This window comes from Mesorhizobium sp. J8, assembly GCF_016591715.1.
GTDB lineage: Bacteria > Pseudomonadota > Alphaproteobacteria > Rhizobiales > Rhizobiaceae > Mesorhizobium.
The window spans coordinates 195,897-212,386 of record NZ_AP024109.1; the positions used below are offsets into that span (position 1 = coordinate 195,897).

General features: G+C 64.9%; 18 protein-coding genes. 8 read left to right on the forward strand and 10 right to left on the reverse strand.

The window, feature by feature from the left end:
• Nucleotides 1-58 precede the first annotated feature (58 nt).
• Nucleotides 59-949 (reverse strand): LysR family transcriptional regulator, encoded by an 891-nt coding sequence (locus tag MJ8_RS01010; protein ID WP_201412681.1) that lies wholly within the window; start codon nt 947-949, stop codon nt 59-61.
• Nucleotides 950-1,045: 96 nt separating this feature from the next.
• Between MJ8_RS01010 and MJ8_RS01015 the strand changes: the two genes are divergently transcribed.
• A complete protein-coding gene (locus MJ8_RS01015) occupies nt 1,046-2,041 on the forward strand; it encodes an aldo/keto reductase (protein WP_201412682.1) in 996 nt (331 codons plus the stop codon).
• A gap of 255 nt (nt 2,042-2,296) precedes the next feature.
• On the opposite strand, the gene MJ8_RS01020 is transcribed toward MJ8_RS01015, so the two are convergent.
• The 8 genes from MJ8_RS01020 to infC form a co-directional block, all read right to left on the reverse strand.
• Nucleotides 2,297-2,899: a nucleotidyltransferase family protein gene (locus tag MJ8_RS01020; RefSeq protein WP_201412683.1), complete on the reverse strand. Its 603-nt coding sequence runs from the start codon at nt 2,897-2,899 to the stop codon at nt 2,297-2,299.
• Between the two features lie 122 nt (nt 2,900-3,021).
• A complete protein-coding gene (pheT, locus tag MJ8_RS01025; RefSeq protein WP_201412684.1) occupies nt 3,022-5,430 on the reverse strand; it encodes a phenylalanine--tRNA ligase subunit beta in 2,409 nt (802 codons plus the stop codon).
• The gene (locus MJ8_RS01030) at nt 5,427-5,879 is read right to left on the reverse strand and encodes a GFA family protein (RefSeq protein WP_201412685.1); all 453 of its coding nucleotides are present in this window, start codon (nt 5,877-5,879) and stop codon (nt 5,427-5,429) included. Before MJ8_RS01030 ends, pheT begins: the two co-directional genes overlap by 4 nt.
• The gene (pheS, locus tag MJ8_RS01035; RefSeq protein WP_225248098.1) at nt 5,876-6,928 is read right to left on the reverse strand and encodes a phenylalanine--tRNA ligase subunit alpha; all 1,053 of its coding nucleotides are present in this window, start codon (nt 6,926-6,928) and stop codon (nt 5,876-5,878) included. Before pheS ends, MJ8_RS01030 begins: the two co-directional genes overlap by 4 nt.
• Before the next feature lie 207 nt (nt 6,929-7,135).
• Nucleotides 7,136-7,537, reverse strand: a complete 402-nt coding sequence (gene rplT, locus MJ8_RS01040; RefSeq protein ID WP_041000056.1) for a 50S ribosomal protein L20 — start codon at nt 7,535-7,537, stop codon at nt 7,136-7,138.
• A 93-nt stretch (nt 7,538-7,630) separates the two neighbouring features.
• Nucleotides 7,631-7,834 (reverse strand): 50S ribosomal protein L35, encoded by a 204-nt coding sequence (gene rpmI, locus MJ8_RS01045; protein ID WP_027166935.1) that lies wholly within the window; start codon nt 7,832-7,834, stop codon nt 7,631-7,633.
• Between the two features lie 327 nt (nt 7,835-8,161).
• Nucleotides 8,162-8,809: a methyltransferase family protein gene (locus tag MJ8_RS01050; protein WP_201412687.1), complete on the reverse strand. Its 648-nt coding sequence runs from the start codon at nt 8,807-8,809 to the stop codon at nt 8,162-8,164.
• Nucleotides 8,810-8,960: 151 nt separating this feature from the next.
• Entirely contained in the window at nt 8,961-9,497 is a 537-nt protein-coding gene (infC, locus tag MJ8_RS01055) for a translation initiation factor IF-3 (protein WP_041009911.1), read from the reverse strand.
• A 214-nt stretch (nt 9,498-9,711) separates the two neighbouring features.
• Here infC and MJ8_RS01060 point away from each other — a divergent pair, with 214 nt between their 5' ends.
• From MJ8_RS01060 to MJ8_RS01075, 4 genes are all read left to right on the forward strand, one after another.
• Complete coding sequence (locus tag MJ8_RS01060) at nt 9,712-10,482, forward strand: alpha/beta hydrolase (protein WP_201412688.1); 771 nt, start codon at nt 9,712-9,714, stop codon at nt 10,480-10,482.
• Nucleotides 10,483-10,485: 3 nt separating this feature from the next.
• Nucleotides 10,486-11,628 carry a benzoate/H(+) symporter BenE family transporter gene (locus MJ8_RS01065; protein WP_201412689.1) on the forward strand — a complete coding sequence of 381 codons (1,143 nt, stop codon included), beginning with the start codon at nt 10,486-10,488 and terminating at the stop codon, nt 11,626-11,628.
• Between the two features lie 115 nt (nt 11,629-11,743).
• Nucleotides 11,744-12,226, forward strand: coding sequence for a DUF2852 domain-containing protein (locus MJ8_RS01070; protein ID WP_201412690.1), 483 nt, complete (start codon nt 11,744-11,746; stop codon nt 12,224-12,226).
• A 120-nt stretch (nt 12,227-12,346) separates the two neighbouring features.
• Nucleotides 12,347-13,105 carry a M48 family metallopeptidase gene (locus MJ8_RS01075; RefSeq protein WP_201412691.1) on the forward strand — a complete coding sequence of 253 codons (759 nt, stop codon included), beginning with the start codon at nt 12,347-12,349 and terminating at the stop codon, nt 13,103-13,105.
• Nucleotides 13,106-13,354: 249 nt separating this feature from the next.
• Here the strand turns inward: MJ8_RS01075 and MJ8_RS01080 are convergent, their stop codons facing one another.
• Nucleotides 13,355-13,573: a hypothetical protein gene (locus MJ8_RS01080; protein ID WP_140757184.1), complete on the reverse strand. Its 219-nt coding sequence runs from the start codon at nt 13,571-13,573 to the stop codon at nt 13,355-13,357.
• A gap of 110 nt (nt 13,574-13,683) precedes the next feature.
• Between MJ8_RS01080 and MJ8_RS01085 the strand changes: the two genes are divergently transcribed.
• From MJ8_RS01085 to trpA, 3 genes are read left to right on the forward strand one after another with little or no spacing between them, the layout of a single operon-like run.
• Nucleotides 13,684-14,343, forward strand: a complete 660-nt coding sequence (locus MJ8_RS01085) for a phosphoribosylanthranilate isomerase (RefSeq protein ID WP_201412692.1) — start codon at nt 13,684-13,686, stop codon at nt 14,341-14,343.
• 26 nt (nt 14,344-14,369) lie between these two features.
• Nucleotides 14,370-15,590, forward strand: coding sequence for a tryptophan synthase subunit beta (trpB, locus tag MJ8_RS01090; protein WP_201412693.1), 1,221 nt, complete (start codon nt 14,370-14,372; stop codon nt 15,588-15,590).
• Between the two features lie 2 nt (nt 15,591-15,592).
• Nucleotides 15,593-16,432 (forward strand): tryptophan synthase subunit alpha, encoded by an 840-nt coding sequence (trpA, locus tag MJ8_RS01095; protein ID WP_201412694.1) that lies wholly within the window; start codon nt 15,593-15,595, stop codon nt 16,430-16,432.
• Nucleotides 16,433-16,490: the final 58 nt, after the last annotated feature.

Sequence of the window (16,490 nt, forward strand, 5' to 3'; positions counted from 1 at the left end):
AAGCCGGGGTGGGCTTTCTTCCGGAGCCTTACCCTCCCCACAAGGGGGAGGGTGGGGCTCACCCGCTCACCTTGAAGAAATCCACGAACGCCCTCAGCGCCGGCCGCATCTGCCGGCGGCTGGGATAATAGACGAAGAAGCCGTCGAAGGACGGGCACCAGTCCTCCAGCACGCGGATCAGCCTGCCGTCGGCGAGCGGCGCCCGCACATAGGGCTCGAAGACGAAGGCAAGTCCGGCGCCATCGACCGCCGCCTGGGCGATCAGATGGTCCTCGTCGAGGATCAGCGGCCCTTCGACCGCAATCTCGATTTCCTCGCCGTCCTTCTCGAATTCCCAGCGATAGATGATGCCGCTGGAGAAACGGAAGCGGATGCAGCGGTGCTCGGCGAGCTCGCGCGGATGGCGCGGCTTGCGGCTGGTCGCGAAATAGGATGGCGAGCCGACCACCGCGCCGCGGAGGTCGGGCCCGATGCGCACCGCGATCATGTCGCGCTGCAGGCTTTCGCCGAGCCGCACGCCGGCGTCGAAACCGCCCTCGACCACATCGGTGAAGCGATCCTCGATGACGATCTCCAGCACGATCTCGGGATAGGCGGCGGCGAAAGCGCCGAGGCGCGGCGTCAGCACCAGATGCGCGGCGGTGCGCGGCACGCTGAGCCTGAGATTGCCGGCCGGCCGGTCGCGCGCCTCGGCCGCCGTCTCCAGCGCTAGGTCGATCTCGGACAGCGCCGGCCGCAGCCGTTCGAGCAGCTGCGCGCCTTCCTCGGTGGGCGATACGCTGCGCGTGCTGCGGGCGAGCAATCGTACGCCGAGCCGCGCCTCCAGGCTCGACACCGCGTGGCTCACCGCCGAGGGCGCGATGCCGAGCTCGCGCGCCGCGCCGCGAAAGCTGGCGCATTGGGCGACGGTGGCGAGCACGGCGAGCTGCGAGAGGTTCGTCCGGTTCATTGTTCTATTTTATAGAGCAAGCTGTGCAAAAGAGAACTAATTATCGAACAAGATGCCTGGCGCTATCTCATGCCCATCGCAACAAGGAGATGCGCCATGCAAACCCGCAAACTTGGTACTGAACTCGAAGTCTTCCCCGTCGGCCTCGGCTGCATGGGCATGAGCTTCGGCTATGGCGGCCAGCCGGAGGCGGAGGCCATCGCCACGCTGCGCCGCGCCGTCGAGATCGGCGTCACCTTCTTCGACACGGCGGAAGTCTACGGCCCCTTCGAGAACGAGATCCTGCTCGGCAAGGCGCTGAAGCCGGTGCGTGACAAGGTCACCATCGCCACCAAATTCGGCTTCAAGATTTCCGAGCACGGCTCCGGCACCGACCGCATGATCGGCGTCGACAGCCGTCCCGAGCACGTCAAGGCGGTGGCGGAAGCTTCGCTGAAGCGGCTCGATACCGACGTCATCGACCTCTATTACCAGCACCGCGTCGACCCCAACGTGCCGATCGAGGACACGGTCGGCGCCATGGCCGAGCTGGTGCGCGAAGGCAAGGTGCGGGCGCTTGGCCTTTCGGAGGTGAGCGCGGCCACGCTCCGCCGGGCGCATGCCGTGCACCCGATCGCAGCGGTGCAGAGCGAATATTCGCTGTGGAGCCGAGAGCCCGAGGACGAGGTCTTCGCCGTCTGCCGCGAGCTCGGCATCGGTTTTGTGCCCTACAGCCCGCTCGGCCGCGGCCTGCTCACCGGCACGATCGCAAGGCCCGACGCGCTCGGCGCCGGCGACTGGCGCCTCACTCTGCCGCGCTTCCAGGCGGAAGCGATGGAGGCCAACAACGCCGTAATCGCGGTGCTGGAGAAGATGGCGGCCGAGAAGGGCGTGACGCCGGCGCAGCTGGCGCTCGCCTGGGTGCTGCACCAGGGCGATTTCATCGTGCCGATTCCGGGTGCGCGGAAGATCCGCCACCTGGAGCAGAACACGGCGGCGGCCGGAATTGAGCTCAGCGCCGCCGAGGTTGCGGCGATCGGCGATGCATTGTCGCCCGACAAGGTGGTCGGCAAGCGCTATACGGAGGAGCTGCTGGCACTGGTTAATGGGTGAGTGCGAAACATGCTCAAATGGGAGGGCGCTTCGGCGCCCTTTTTATTGAGACGTCGGCGCGAGGCACCCCCCTCTGGCCTGCCGGCCATCTCCCCCGCAAGGGGGGAGATCAGATGTCGCTGCCGCTTTCGCTAATCGCCAACGTTGCAGGACGGGCGGCATCGATGAAGCTGCCAATCTCCCCCCTTGCGGGGGAGATGCCCGGCAGGGCAGAGGGGGGTGCTGTCCCGCCGACATTAGGCTCCCTGTCCTAGCCTACCAAAGCACCACTTCAATCTCCGGCCAGCACTCCCTGGCCCGCTTCCCTTTCGCCTCATGCGTCCGCTGATTGTCCAGCACCCTATTCGGTGTGATGCGGAACGAAAAAATATCATCCAGCCCGAACGGCGCCACCAACTCCAACGCTCCGCCCTTCCCGAACCGCACCCCCACCGCATGCGTCTTCGACGCAAAATAGCTCACCGACTCGCTCGAACTCGCATATCTCGGACACGCCTGCCCGAATTTTTGCGGATACCACAGATGCACCCGCGCCTGGTTGCGCACCTCGACCGGCAGCGGCAACCCCTCGAAATGCTTCGTCGCCCGCCTGATGACGGCATCCTCGGCCTCGTAGGACAGGTCGGCGTCGTCGAAATAGAACAGGTCGACGTCCTTGATGCCGTAGCCCGGCGGCTTGCCGGTCAGATGGTTCCAGACGCTGTTATAGAGCGCGCCGGAAACCACCAGCCAGTCCGGCAGCCCAAGCTGGCGCACGCGCGCCAGCGTTTCGCTGAGCAGCGGGTCGGCCGCAACGATCCTTAGGAACGCCGCGCGCTGCTCTTCGAACGGAAGCCCGGAGTAGCGGAGATGGTGCATCGCCCTTTGGAGGGCGATTCGCCGTCGCTCCGCAATCCGCCAAAGCAATTCCAGGAAAAGTGTCGGGCGGTTTTCCGTCCGGAATTGCGTGAGACAAATGCTTAGAGCGGCGTTGCGCCGCTCTAAGCTCGCAGCACGCCGCCGGTCTGCTTGTTGACGTTCTCGACGATGCGTTTTGCGAGCGCTTCGAAATCCTCGTCGGTCAGCGTCTTTTCGACCGGCTGGATCGACACCTCGATGGCGATCGACTTCTTGGCCGCGCCCAGCGACGCGCCCTCGAAGACGTCGAACACCGAGACGCCGGTGACCAGCTTCTTGTCGGCGGCCAAGGCCGCCCGCACCAGCGTGCCGGCCTCGACCGTCCGGTCGACGACGAAAGCGAAATCGCGCTTCACCGCCTGGAAGGGCGAGAGCTCGAGCTTCGGCTTGGTGCGCGTCGGCTTGGCCTTCGGCTCCGGCACGGCGTCGACGAAAACCTCGAAGCCGCAGAGCGGCCCCGACACGTCGAGCGTTTCCAGCGTCTTCGGATGGAACTCGCCGAAGGTGCCGAGCACCGTCTTGGGGCCGAGCTTGATCGTGCCCGAGCGTCCCGGATGATACCAGGCCGGGCCGCCGGCCTCGATCTGCAGCCGGTCGACCGGCGCGCCGCAGGCTTCGAGCGCCGCGATCGCGTCCGCCTTGGCGTCGAACACGCCGACTGGACCGGCATTGCCGGCCCAGCTGCGGCCCGAACCGTCGAGCTTGGCGGTGCCGCGCCTGACGCCGGCGGCCACGCGCCGCTGCTGGTCGGCCAAGTCGCCTTCATAGGTGCCGGAGACCTCGAACAGCGCCACGTCGCCGATGCCGCGGTCGGCATTGCGCTGCGCGGCGGAAATCAGCCCGGGCAGCAGCGAGGGCCGCATGTCGGACATGTCGGCGGCGATCGGGTTGGCGAGCTTCAGCCCCGTCTGGCCGCCGCCGAAGAGTTCTGCGTGCTTTGCCGGGATGAACGACCAGGTCACAGCCTCCATCATGCCACGCACGGCGAGCGCCCGCTTGGCCGCGCGGGTACGCACCTGCAGCGTGGTCAGGATCTTGCCGTTGACGGCGTCATGCGAGGCGAGCGGCTGCGGCGCGATGTTGTCGACGCCGTGGATGCGCATCACCTCCTCGACGAGGTCGGCCTTGCCGTCGATATCCGGCCGCCAGGACGGCACCTTCACCTTGACGACCTCGCCGGAGCCCTGCGGCTCGAAGCCGAGACGGGTCAAGATGTCCAGCGCCTCGGCCCTCGGCACCTCTATGCCGGTCAGCCTTTTCACTTCCGACAGTGGGAAGGTCACGACTTTCGGCTTGTGACCGGCATAGCCGGCAACCTCGATTTCAGACGGCGCGCCGCCGCAGAAATCGAGCACGAGCTTGGTCGCGAGCTCGATGCCCGGCACCATGAATTCCGGGTCGACGCCGCGCTCGAAGCGGTAGCGCGCGTCGGTGATGATGCCGAGCGCGCGGCCGGTCCGCGCGGTGGTGATCGGGTCCCATAGCGCCGATTCGATCAGCACGTCGGTGGTGTTCTCGTCGCAGCCCGAATGCTCGCCGCCCATGATGCCGGCGATCGATTCGACGCCATTGTCGTCGGCGATCACGCACATTTCCGGCGTCAGCGTGTATTCGCGCCCGTCGAGCGCCAGCACCTTCTCGCCTTCCCTGGCGCGGCGCACCACGAGGTTGCCGGCGACTTTCTTGGCGTCGAAGACATGCAGCGGCCGGCCGCGGTCGAAGGTGACGTAGTTGGTGATGTCGACCAGCGCGCTGATCGGTCGAAGCCCGATGGCGATCAGCCGCTGCTGCAGCCACTTCGGCGACGGACCGTTCTTCACGCCCTTCACCAGCGTCAGCGCGAAGCCGGGGCAAAGCTCCGGCGCCTCGATCGTGACCTTCACCGGGCACAGGCCGTTGCCGGCATGCGGCATGATCCCGCCGCCGGTGAGGCGGCCAAGCCCGCTTGCCGCGAGGTCGCGGGCGATGCCGTAGACGCTGGTCGCGTCCGGACGGTTCGGCGTCAGATTGATCTCGATGACCGGATCGTCGAGATGCGCGTAGGCCGCGAAGCTGGTGCCGACCGGCGCGTCCTCGGGCAAATCGATGATGCCGTTATGCTCGTCGGAGATTTCCAGCTCGCGTTCCGAGCACATCATGCCGTGGCTTTCGACGCCGCGGATCTTGCCGACCGAGAGCGTCACGTCGATGCCCGGGATGTAGGTGCCGGGCGCGGCGAAGGCGCCGATCAGGCCGGCGCGAGCGTTCGGCGCGCCGCAGACGACTTGCACCGGCGGCTTGCCGTCGCCGGTGTCGACGGTCAGCACGCGCAGCCGGTCGGCGTCGGGGTGCTGCACCGCCGTCAGCACCTTGGCGATGACGAAGGGCTTCAAGCCGGCCTTGTCGTCGACATGTTCGACTTCGAGGCCGATCGCGGTCAGCCGCTCGACGATCTCGGCAAGCGAGGCGTCGGTCTCGAGATGGTCCTTGAGCCAGGAGAGGGTGAATTTCATGGTTCTGTTCCGTTCGGTCCTTGCCCGTTCGACCCTTGTTGGTCGGGTCGGGGCACGCTGGTCTTCAGATGCCTGGGCAGATCGTCCGGCATGTGCAGGAAGGGCAGTTGCTCGCGCACATAGGCATGCAGCGTCGGCTTGAAATAAGCCGGCATGTCCATGGCGCCGAGCATGAAATAGATATGGTTGTCGAGCCGCCGGTCGGTATAGGCGATCGGCGAGCCGCAAATGCCGCAGAACGAGCGCTCCACCGGGCCGTTGCGGTAGCTCTTCAACGATTTGCCGGTGAGCGCGACCTGGTCGGCCAGGAAGCCGACAAAGGCCGATACCGGAGCGCCCGTCGCGCGCCGGCAATCGCCGCAATGGCAATAGCTGATGTGGTGCGGCTCGGCCGAGGCCTCGAACCGCACCGCGCCGCAACGGCAGCCGCCGGTGTGTGGTGCCGTCATGCAGACAGTCCCCCGAACAGCGTCGGCAGGTCGAGTGGCCGGAAGCCGTAATGCGACAGCCAGCGCACGTCGGCATCGAAGAAGGCGCGCAGGTCCGGCATGCCGTATTTCAGCATGGCGATGCGGTCGATGCCCATGCCCCAGGCAAAGCCCTGATATTCGTCGGGATCGAGCCCGCCAGCGCGCAGCACGTTGGGATGCACCATGCCGCAGCCCAGGATCTCCATCCAGTCGGTGCCTTCGCCGAAGCGCACCTCGCCCGGGCGCGAGCGGTCGCACTGGATGTCGACCTCGAGGCTGGGCTCGGTGAACGGGAAGAAGGACGGGCGGAAGCGCATCTTGACCGAAGGCACCTCGAAGAAGGCCTTGCAGAACTCCTCCAGCACCCACTTCATGTTGGCGACATTGGCCGATTTGTCGACCACCAGCCCCTCGACCTGATGGAACATCGGCGAGTGCGTGGCGTCGGAATCCTGCCGATAGGTCTTGCCGGGAATGACGATGCGGATCGGCGGCTTCTGCCGTTCCATGGTGCGGATCTGCACGGGTGAGGTGTGCGTGCGCAAAAGCTTGCGCTCGCCCTTCTCGTCCGGCTGGAAGAAGAAGGTGTCGTGCATCTCGCGCGCCGGATGGCCTTCCGGGAAATTCAGCGCAGTGAAATTGTAATAGTCGGTCTCGATATCCGGCCCCTCGGCGATCGAGAAGCCGAGATCGCCGAAGATCGCGGCGATCTCGTCGATCACCTGGCTGATCGGGTGGATGCGGCCCCGCTCGGCCGGCGACTGGCGGACGGGGAGCGTGACATCGAGCTTCTCGGCGGCGAGCCGTGCGGCGATCGCCACGTCCTTCAACTCCGCCTTGCGCTGGGCGAGCGCCTCGGTGATGCGGTTCTTCAACCCGTTGATTGCCGGGCCCTTCACCTGCCGCTCCTCGGCGGTCATGGCGCCCAGCGTCTTCAGCATTTCGGAGACCGAGCCCTTCTTGCCCAGCGCCGAGACGCGCACCGCCTCGATCGCGGCTTCATCCGGGGCCGCGGCGATGTCAGCCATCAGCGAGGCTTCAAGGGTTTCAAGATTTCCAGCGGTGGCGTTCACGGTGAAACTCTCTCGATTGGATGACTGGCATTCAGCGTGCGTCACCACTTTGGTTACGCGGGTGCCATTTTGGTTACATCGGGCATAAGAAAAACCCGCGCCAGCAGCCCTGCCAGCGCGGGTTTCCCAAATCAGAATTGCGAATGCTTGGGAAGCGCTGGCTTAGGCGACAGCGCTCTCAAAGGCGTTCGGCGTGGTGTTCTTCAGATATTCGAGCGCGACCTTGGCCTTGGCCACCAGCGCGGCGAAAGCCTGCGGCTCGTGGATGGCCATGTCCGAAAGGATCTTGCGGTCGATCTCGATGCCGGCCTTGTTGAGGCCGTCGATGAAGCGGCCATAGGTCAGGCCGTGCTCATGCGCCGCCGCGTTGATGCGCTGGATCCACAGCGCGCGGAACGAGCGCTTGCGGTTCTTGCGGTCGCGGTAGGCGTATTGCAGCGACTTCTCCACCGCCTGCTTGGCGATGCGGATGGTGTTCTTGCGGCGGCCGTAGAAACCCTTGGCGGCTTTCAGGACCTTCTTGTGCTTGGCGTGGGCGGTGACGCCTCTCTTTACGCGTGCCATGTCATGATCTCCTTAAAAGCAATTCCAGGAAAAGTGTTCAGCGGTTTTCCGTTCGGAATTGCGTAAAAACAAAAGTGGTTCCAAGCCGAGGGATTAGAGGCCGTTCGGCAGAAAATTCTTGATGACCTTCTTGCCGTCCGGTTCAGCCAGAACCATCGTGCCGCGGGCATCGCGAATGAACTTGTTGGAACGCTTGATCATGCCGTGGCGCTTGCCGGCGGCAGCCGACAGCACCTTGCCGGTGGCAGTAATCTTGAACCGCTTCTTGGCGGCCGATTTGGTCTTCATCTTGGGCATTTTGCTACTCCGTCTTGGTGGCGCACCATCGCGCTTCTTTTTTCGCTTCGGGCCGACCAAAGCCCGAAAAGCAAATGAAACCGCCACGGCATGCCCTGCCGGGCGGTTTTTTAGGAACGGCGGTCCTATAGATCAAACGGGGCGCGGGCGCAACACCTCGCCGTGCGACGCGCTGTCCCGCTGGGTAGAGTGGTTGCGATTCAGGTCAGGCCGAGTCGAGACTGGTGGTTTCCGAGAACCGGAGCGGAGCGTACTTAAAGTACGTGAGCACCCGGAAGCGCAGGAAGCCGCCGTTCGCAGGCCGGCCTCACCTGAATATCTGCCACCCTACGGCAGCGTGAACCACACCGGCAGCATCCCCGACTGTTGCATGCCGTCGATCAGTTCGAAGGCCGGCAGCGCCACCAGGAACACCAGCCCGTCGAGCAGCGTGTTCAACAAGAGCCTCGGTTTGAAGCTGCCGGTGTCGCCCTCCTGGTAGAGCCGGAGGTTCGGGAAGAAGCGCGGCACCTTGGCAAGATAGGTCTTGTAGGGCGCGCCGAGCACTTCCTTCAGGTACCGTTCCTCGCGCAGGATGACGATGTGGAAGGCGCCGGCGCAGAGCAGCGCGAAGAGAATGATGCCCGAAAACGAGCCGATCTGCGCGCCGACGCCGGCGGCGGCCACGGTCGAGAACAGATAGAGCGGGTTGCGGGTGATCGAATAGGGACCGCCGGTGACCACCTCGGCCGATTTGCGCCCGCCTATATAGAGCGTCGACCACAGCCGACCGACGATGCCGAGGAAGATCAGGAGCACGCCGAACATCTCGATCGTTTCGTGCACGGGCGTGTCCGGCGGGAAGGACGATTGGCCGAACAGAAGCGCGGCGAACAGCACAACGACCAGCACCGCCAGCACGATCCGGCGCATATGCTGATAGCCGCCAAGACCTTCCGTCTGCTTGGCGGGCTGAGACTTCACTTCGTCCGTCATGACCAAACCCGATCGTTTGCTCGCGATCGGTAAAAGCCGATCGTCGATTTGCTCGCGATCGCAAAGCGATCGTCGAGGTGGCTTGCGATCGGATGAAAAACAGGCGCCCCGCCGATCGTCGGGACGCCTTGCGCCATGATTTTGGCGGGATTTAGCGCGGCGCCAGGACCATCATCATCTGGCGGCCTTCGAGCTTCGGCTCCGCCTCGACCTTGGCGATCGTCGACACTTCCTCGCGCACCTTGTTCAGAAGCTGCATGCCAAGCTCCATATGCGCCATCTCGCGGCCGCGGAAGCGCAGCGTCAGCTTGACCTTGTCGCCTTCCTCGAAGAAGCGCCGCACGGCCTTCATCTTGGTTTCGTAGTCGTGGCTGTCGATGTTCGGGCGCATCTTGATCTCCTTGATCTCGATGACCTTCTGGTTCTTGCGTGCTTCGGCCGCCTTCTTCTGGTTGGCGTATTTCAGCTTGCCGAGATCGAGGATCTTGACGACGGGGGGCTGCGCGTTGGGCGAGATCTCGACGAGATCGAGCCCGGCCTCTTCGGCCAGCAGCAGCGCTTCGTTGATGGAAACTTCGCCGCGGTTCTGGCCGTCGGCGTCGATAAGCTGGACCCGGGGCACCCGGATGTCTCGGTTGGAGCGCGGCCCGTCCTTGGTGGGTGCCGCTGCTTTGAAAGGTCTGCGAATGGTCGTGGTCTCCTCGGCCGTTTCGTTCAGGGTTTCTTTAGACAAGAATAGGTTGACGCGCCTATGTGGTGAGCGCGGGGCGTGAGTCAATAGCATAGTCGCGCCGGAAAATCACCTGCCGCCCGGCAATTGTCTGCACCAAGCAAAGAAACGCCGCGAGCACTTTTCGTTGAACCCCTGCCTGTGCCAAAAGACCGGCCGAAAGGACAAGCTCATGGCCGCCAGCGCTCCGGTTTTCATCGATGTGGACGGGTCGAACATCGCCGTCAGGCAGGCGCCAGGCGGCGCGCCCGGCGTGGTCTGGCTCGGCGGCTACAAATCCGACATGCTGGGCACGAAGGCCGAGATGCTTGCCGCCTGGGCCGCTCGCGAGCGCCATGCCTATCTGCGCCACGACTATTCCGGCCATGGCGAGTCGGGCGGCGAATTCGCCGACGGCACGATCTCCAGATGGCTGGCCGAGAGCCTTGCCGTCTTTCGCCGGTTCAGCAAGGGCAAGCAGATCCTGGTCGGCTCCTCGATGGGGGCGTGGATAGCGCTGCGCATGGTGCAGGAACTGCGCAAGGCGGGCGAAGACCGCGTCGCCGGACTGGTTCTGCTGGCGCCGGCGCCGGATTTCACCGTCGAGCTGATCGAGCCGGTGCTGACCGACGCGCAGCGCCGCGATCTCAAGGAAAAGGGATTTTTCGCTGAACCGTCCGACTATTCCGACGAGCCCTACATCTATACGCGTGCGCTGATCGAGGACGGGCGCGCGAACAGGGTGATGACCGGACCGATCGACACGCACTGCCCGGTGCACATCCTGCAGGGCCTTGCCGATCCGGATGTGCCGTCCGGCCATGCGCTGAAGCTGGCCGCGATGCTGCCCGCCGACGACGTGACGCTGTCGCTGATCCCCGACGGCGACCATCGCCTGTCCCGCCCGGAGGATCTCGAGATGCTCGAACGGGTTGTCGGCGACATGGTCAAGCGGGCCGCCTGAGCGATGCGCATCTCGATCCCGATATCCGCCTTCGTCGCGGCGATCGTCGGCTTCGGCGGCACGCTGGCCCTCGTCATCGCCGCCGCCAAGGCGGTTGGCGCCACGCAGATCGAGACCGCGAGCGGCGTTACCGCGATCTGCCTGGCCATGACGATCGAATGCCTGTGGCTGTCCTGGCGCACGAAAATGCCGGTCATCACCGCCTGGTCGACGCCCGGCCTGGCGCTGATCGCGGCCTCCAGCGGCTTCACGATGCCGCAGGCCGTCGGCGCCTTCATCGTCACCGGCATCCTTCTGGTCGCCACCGGCCTGTTCAAGCCATTGACCAGGCTGATCGCGCAAATCCCGGCCTCGGTCGCGTCCGGCATGCTGGCCGGCATCCTGGTCAGCTTCGCCGTCAATGCGGTGAAGACCATTCCGGCCGACCCCTGGCTGATCCTGCCTTTGATCGCCGCCTTCTTCGTCATCCGCCTGTTCAATCCGGCTCTGTCGGTGCTGGTGGTGCTGATCGGCGGCGGCCTCGCCGCTTTCCTCACCGGCCGCGTCGGCAGCCTGCCGGTGCCGGAACTGTCGACGTTGACGTTCATTGCGCCGCAATTCACCGTCTCGGCGACCATTGGCCTTGCCCTGCCGCTCTACCTGGTCACCATGGCTTCCCAGAACCTTTCCGGCCTTGCGGTGCTGCGCGCCGCGGGCTATCACCCGGAGCCCGGTCCGCTGATCGGCGTCACCGGCCTGTTTTCGCTGCTCTCCGCGCCGTTCGGCGCCGCGACGACCAATCTCGCGGCGATCTCTGCCGCCATCTGCACCGGTCCCGATGTCCATCCCGACCCGGCCGAACGCTGGAAAACCGGGCCGTTCTACGCGCTCGCCTATCTCATCTTCGCGATCTTCGGCGCCTCGCTGGTGGCGATCTTCGCCGTCCTGCCGCAAAGCCTGATCGTTCTGGTCGCGGGACTCGCACTGACGGCGCCCCTGGCCAACGCGCTGTCGATAGCGCTGAAGGAGGCGGCCGAACGCATGCCGGCCACCGTCACCTTCGCCGTCACGGCTTCGGGGCTCACGCTTTTCGGCGTCGGCGCGGCATTTTGGGGGCTGGTTGCCGGAATGGCAGTGCTTTTCCTGGAAAAACTCAAAAAGGGTTAATCATTTCAGGCGCTTCGCCGGTTTTGGCCGAACTTGCCTTGAATCGCCTATTTCGCCTTCCCATTTCGATTCCACGCAGCCGGTTTGGCTGTCTCCAACGGAAGGATTGGGAGAAATGAATACGACTGCATTGATCCGTCCGGCCTGGACGCCGGCCACCATCGCGCTGATGGTCATCGGCTTCATGGTGTTCTGGCCGCTCGGCTTTGCCATGCTCGCCTACATCATCTGGGGCGACCGGCTCGAAGGCTTCAAGCGCGACGTCAACCGCGCCACGGACGGCATCTTCGCCGGCTGCCGCCGCGGCTCCGAGAAGGCGGCCCGCTGGGGCCACGGCTCGGCCCGCACCGGCAACGTCGCCTTCGACGACTGGCGCGAGAAGGAACTGGAGCGTCTCGCCGAGGAGCGCCGCAAGCTGGATGAGATGCTCTCCGAGTTCGACGACTACGCCCGCGAACTGCGCCGCGCCAAGGACCAGGAAGAGTTCGACCGCTTCATGGCCAACCGCAACAAGCATACCGCGCCAACCACCACCACCGAGTCAGGCGATAAACCCGCCCCCAAGCGCGGCAAAGGCACGAACCTGCTCGACGACTGAAGCCGCGCGACAGGCTCCGGTATGATATGCGGCGTCGCGCTTAGCGGCGCCGTTTCTTTTTTGTTCTCTTTGTAGCTTCCCTCCACTGGCCGTTTTTTTCGAATCGCGTATCGTCCAGCCATGACCCTCGGCTTCTTTCGCAATCTGACCAAGCCAAAGCCCACCCCTGTGGTGGAGCGCGAACATTGCGTCGCCGGCCGAACGCTGCCGCTGAAGATCGTCGAAAGCGCCAGGGCCAGGCGGCTCACGCTGCGCATCGATTCCGGCGGCCAGGGCCTGCGCGTCACCGTGCCGCCAGGCCTGCGCCGCGGCGAGGTGGAGAAATTCCTCGACCGTCACCAGGACTGGCTGGAACAGCGGCTGGCCAAGGTGCCGACGAGGCCGCAGGTACGCCCCGGCATCAGGATCCCGATCCGCGGCGTGCCGCACCGCATCGTGCATGAGCCTTCCAGGCGCGGCACCGTCACGGTCTCGCGCGACGAGCGCGGCCCGCTCCTGATCGTGCATGGCGAGCGCATCCATCTGCCGCGCCGCATCGCCGACTATCTCAAGCGCGAGGCCAAGAAGGAGATTGAGAGGCTGGTGGTCAAGCACACCGAGGCGATCGGCAAGCGGGCCAAGGCCATAAGGTATAAGGATACCTCCAGCCGCTGGGGGTCATGCACCTCGGAGGGCAATCTCTCCTTCTCGTGGCGCATCATGATGGCGCCGCCGGCGGTGATAAACTACCTCGTCGCGCATGAGGTGGCGCATCTGAAAGAGATGAACCACGGCCCGAAATTCTGGAAGCTTTGCGAAAAACTCTGCCCGGATACGGACCGCTGCAAGGACTGGCTGAAGCGCAACGGCGGCGCGCTGCAGGCGATTGTGTTCGAGTAGCTCTCCGCCGTTGCGCGCATGCGCGCAACGTTGAGACGCCGGAGTTCCTTCGCGCCCCCCTCTGCCCTACCGGGCATCTCCCCCGCAAGGGGGGAGATTAGCAGTTCCGCCGATGGCGCCATTCCTGCAACGTTGGTGATTGGCGAAGGCCGGCGCGACGTCCGATCTCCCCCTCGTGGGGGAGATGTCCGGCAGGACAGAGGGGGGCGCTGTCCCGCCAGCGCTTACCAGGCTCGCGGCATAAGCAATTCAATCATCATTGGCCGCATTCAACTCCTCCGGCCGCAACCCCTCTTCGCCCTGATGCGGCCACGGCAAAAAATTCCGGTCGAACGCGTCGCTGCCGAAATAGTCCAGCGCGCGGTGCGCCTCGGCGCCGTTGAAATCGGACTTTTCCATCAGATGCGCGATCACCTCGCGTGCCTGCGCGATCTTCTGCTTCAGTTCGGCGACGGTCCGGTCGGCCATGGTTGTCGTGCTCCCGCCTGTGGTTCCTGTATCAAGGTAGCGTTTTCCCAAGAGCCGGCAACAGCATGCTTTTTCTCGACTCTTGTGACTTTTCGTGCCAATCCCGCGCCATGACGCTCGATATCAAGATCTGCGGATTGAAGACCGACGCCGCGATGGCCGCCGCCCTCGCCGGCGGCGCCAGCCATGTCGGCTTCATTTTCTTCGCCAAGAGCCCGCGCTATGTCGAGCCCGCCGAGGCCGGCCGCCTGCGCGAAGCGGCGCGCGGCAAGGCCAAGGCGGTCGCCGTAACCGTCGATGCCGACGATGCCTTCCTCGACGAGATCGTCGCCAAGATGCAGCCGGATATGCTGCAGCTGCATGGTTCGGAAACGCCCAAGCGCGTGGCGGAGCTCAAGGCCCGCTATGGCCTGCCGGTCATGAAAGTGTTTTCCGTCAGCGAGGCGGCCGACCTCGAGCGTATGAAGCCGTTCGTCGGCATCGCCGATCGTTTCATGTTCGACGCCAAGCCGCCGAAGGGGTCGCAACTCCCGGGCGGCAACGGCGTCGCCTTCGACTGGCGCGTCCTTGCCGGCCTTGACGCCGGGCTCGATTACATGCTTTCCGGTGGGCTCAACGCCGCCAATATCGGCGATGCCCTGAGACAGGCCGATCCGCCCGGAATAGACATCTCGTCCGGTGTGGAAAGTGCTCCGGGCGTCAAGGATCCGGCGCTGATCGAGCAGTTTTTCCGGGCCGTCAGAGCCGCGCGGGACAATCGCGCCGCCTGAGCACAACCCAAATCAGGAGATCGGCGATGAACAAGCCGGCTATGCCCAATTCCTTCCGCACCGGGCCCGACGAGCAGGGCATGTTCGGCATTTTCGGCGGCCGCTTCGTCGCCGAGACGCTGATGCCGCTGATCCTCGATCTCGAAGAGCAGTGGAACAAGGCCAAGAACGATCCCGAGTTCAAGGCCGAGCTGCAGAACCTCTCCACCCATTATGCCGGGCGGCCCTCAAAACTCTATTTTGCCGAGGGCCTCACAAAGCATCTCGGCGGCGCCAAGGTCTATTTCAAGCGCGAGGACCTCAACCACACCGGCTCGCACAAGATCAACAACTGCCTCGGCCAGATCCTGCTCGCCAAGCGCATGGGCAAGAAGCGTATCATCGCCGAGACCGGCGCCGGCCAGCATGGCGTCGCTTCGGCGACCGTCGCCGCGCGCTTCGGCTATCCTTGCGTCGTCTACATGGGAGCCACCGACGTCGCCCGCCAGAGCCCCAACGTGTTCCGTATGCGGCTGCTCGGCGCCGAGGTCAGGCCGGTCACCGCCGGCCACGGCACGTTGAAGGACGCCATGAACGAGGCGCTGCGCGACTGGGTCACCAATGTCGAGGACACTTACTATCTGATCGGCACCGCCGCCGGCCCCCACCCCTATCCGGAGATGGTGCGCGACTTCCAGTCGGTGATCGGCACGGAAGCCCGCGCCCAGATTTTGGAGCAGGAAGGCCGGCTGCCGGATGTCATCATCGCCGCCGTCGGCGGCGGCTCTAACGCCATCGGCCTCTTCCATCCTTTCCTCGACGACAAGGATGTTCGCATCATCGGCATCGAGGCCGGCGGGCGCGGCCTCGATGGCGTCGAGCATTGCGCCTCGATGAATGCCGGCAAGCCCGGTGTGCTGCACGGCAACCGCACCTATCTGCTGCAGAATTCGGACGGCCAGATCCTCGACGGTCATTCGATCTCGGCCGGCCTCGATTATCCGGGCGTCGGCCCCGAGCATTCCTGGCTGCGCGACTCCGGCCGCGTCCAGTACGAGCCGATCCTTGACGACGAGGCGCTGGAAGCCTTCCAACTCACCACCCGCGTCGAAGGCATCATCCCGGCGCTGGAATCGGCGCATGCCATCGCCCATGCGATGAAGATCGTGCCGAAGATGGACAAGGACCAGATCGTCATCGTCAATCTGTCCGGCCGCGGCGACAAGGACGTGCACACGGTGGCCAACATGCTCGGCATGGAGATCTGACAATGACCACCCGCATCGACCGCCGGATGGCGAAGCTCAAGGCCGAAGGCCGCCCGGCTCTGGTCACTTACATCATGGGCGGCGACCCCGATTACGACACCTCGCTGTCGATCATGAAGGGGCTGCCTGCCTCAGGCTCCGACATCATCGAGCTCGGCATGCCCTTCTCCGACCCGATGGCCGACGGCCCGGCGATCCAGGCTGCGGGGCTGCGCGCGCTGAAGGGCGGCCAGACGCTGGCCAAGACGCTGAAGATGGCGTCGGAATTCCGCGCCGGCGACGACGAGACGCCGATCGTGCTGATGGGTTACTACAATCCGATCTACATCTACGGCGTCGACCGCTTCCTCGCCGACGCCAAGGCCAGCGGCATAGACGGCCTGATCGTCGTCGATCTGCCGCCGGAGATGGATGAGGAGCTTTGCATTCCGGCGCTGAAGGCCGGCATCAACTTCATCCGCCTGGCGACGCCGACCACCGACGACAAGCGCCTCCCCAAGGTTTTGGAAAACACCTCGGGCTTCGTCTATTACGTGTCGATGACGGGCATCACCGGCTCGGCGCTCGCCGACACGGCCAAGGTCTCGGCGGCGGTCAAGCGCATCAAGGGCCACACCGCGCTGCCGGTCTGCGTCGGCTTCGGCGTCAAGACGGCCGAACAGGCCCGCGTCATCGGCGCCTCGGCCGACGGCGTCGTCGTCGGCACGGCGATCGTCAACGCGATCGCCAATGTGCTGGGACCGAAGGGCGAGAAGACAGCCGATCCGGCGGAGGCCGTCGCGACCCTGGTCAGCGGGCTAGCGCAGGGCGTCCGTTCGGCGCGCCTTGCCGCCGCCGAATAGCCTGACTATTTGTTGCCAGCAATTCCGGCCGGAAAACCGCCACAGACTTTTCCTGGAG

Excerpts from the sequence above, each read along its gene's own strand:
- MJ8_RS01010 (WP_201412681.1), bottom strand. The coding sequence starts at position 949 with ATGAACCGGACGAACCTCTCGCAGCTCGCCGTGCTCGCCACCGTCGCC.
- MJ8_RS01015 (WP_201412682.1), top strand. The coding sequence starts at position 1,046 with ATGCAAACCCGCAAACTTGGTACTGAACTCGAAGTCTTCCCCGTCGGC.
- MJ8_RS01020 (WP_201412683.1), bottom strand. The coding sequence starts at position 2,899 with ATGCACCATCTCCGCTACTCCGGGCTTCCGTTCGAAGAGCAGCGCGCG.
- pheT (WP_201412684.1), bottom strand. The coding sequence starts at position 5,430 with ATGAAATTCACCCTCTCCTGGCTCAAGGACCATCTCGAGACCGACGCC.
- MJ8_RS01030 (WP_201412685.1), bottom strand. The coding sequence starts at position 5,879 with ATGACGGCACCACACACCGGCGGCTGCCGTTGCGGCGCGGTGCGGTTC.
- pheS (WP_225248098.1), bottom strand. The coding sequence starts at position 6,928 with ATGGCTGACATCGCCGCGGCCCCGGATGAAGCCGCGATCGAGGCGGTG.
- rplT (WP_041000056.1), bottom strand. The coding sequence starts at position 7,537 with ATGGCACGCGTAAAGAGAGGCGTCACCGCCCACGCCAAGCACAAGAAG.
- rpmI (WP_027166935.1), bottom strand. The coding sequence starts at position 7,834 with ATGCCCAAGATGAAGACCAAATCGGCCGCCAAGAAGCGGTTCAAGATT.
- MJ8_RS01050 (WP_201412687.1), bottom strand. The coding sequence starts at position 8,809 with ATGACGGACGAAGTGAAGTCTCAGCCCGCCAAGCAGACGGAAGGTCTT.
- MJ8_RS01060 (WP_201412688.1), top strand. The coding sequence starts at position 9,712 with ATGGCCGCCAGCGCTCCGGTTTTCATCGATGTGGACGGGTCGAACATC.
- MJ8_RS01065 (WP_201412689.1), top strand. The coding sequence starts at position 10,486 with ATGCGCATCTCGATCCCGATATCCGCCTTCGTCGCGGCGATCGTCGGC.
- MJ8_RS01070 (WP_201412690.1), top strand. The coding sequence starts at position 11,744 with ATGAATACGACTGCATTGATCCGTCCGGCCTGGACGCCGGCCACCATC.
- MJ8_RS01075 (WP_201412691.1), top strand. The coding sequence starts at position 12,347 with ATGACCCTCGGCTTCTTTCGCAATCTGACCAAGCCAAAGCCCACCCCT.
- MJ8_RS01080 (WP_140757184.1), bottom strand. The coding sequence starts at position 13,573 with ATGGCCGACCGGACCGTCGCCGAACTGAAGCAGAAGATCGCGCAGGCA.
- MJ8_RS01085 (WP_201412692.1), top strand. The coding sequence starts at position 13,684 with ATGACGCTCGATATCAAGATCTGCGGATTGAAGACCGACGCCGCGATG.
- trpB (WP_201412693.1), top strand. The coding sequence starts at position 14,370 with ATGAACAAGCCGGCTATGCCCAATTCCTTCCGCACCGGGCCCGACGAG.
- trpA (WP_201412694.1), top strand. The coding sequence starts at position 15,593 with ATGACCACCCGCATCGACCGCCGGATGGCGAAGCTCAAGGCCGAAGGC.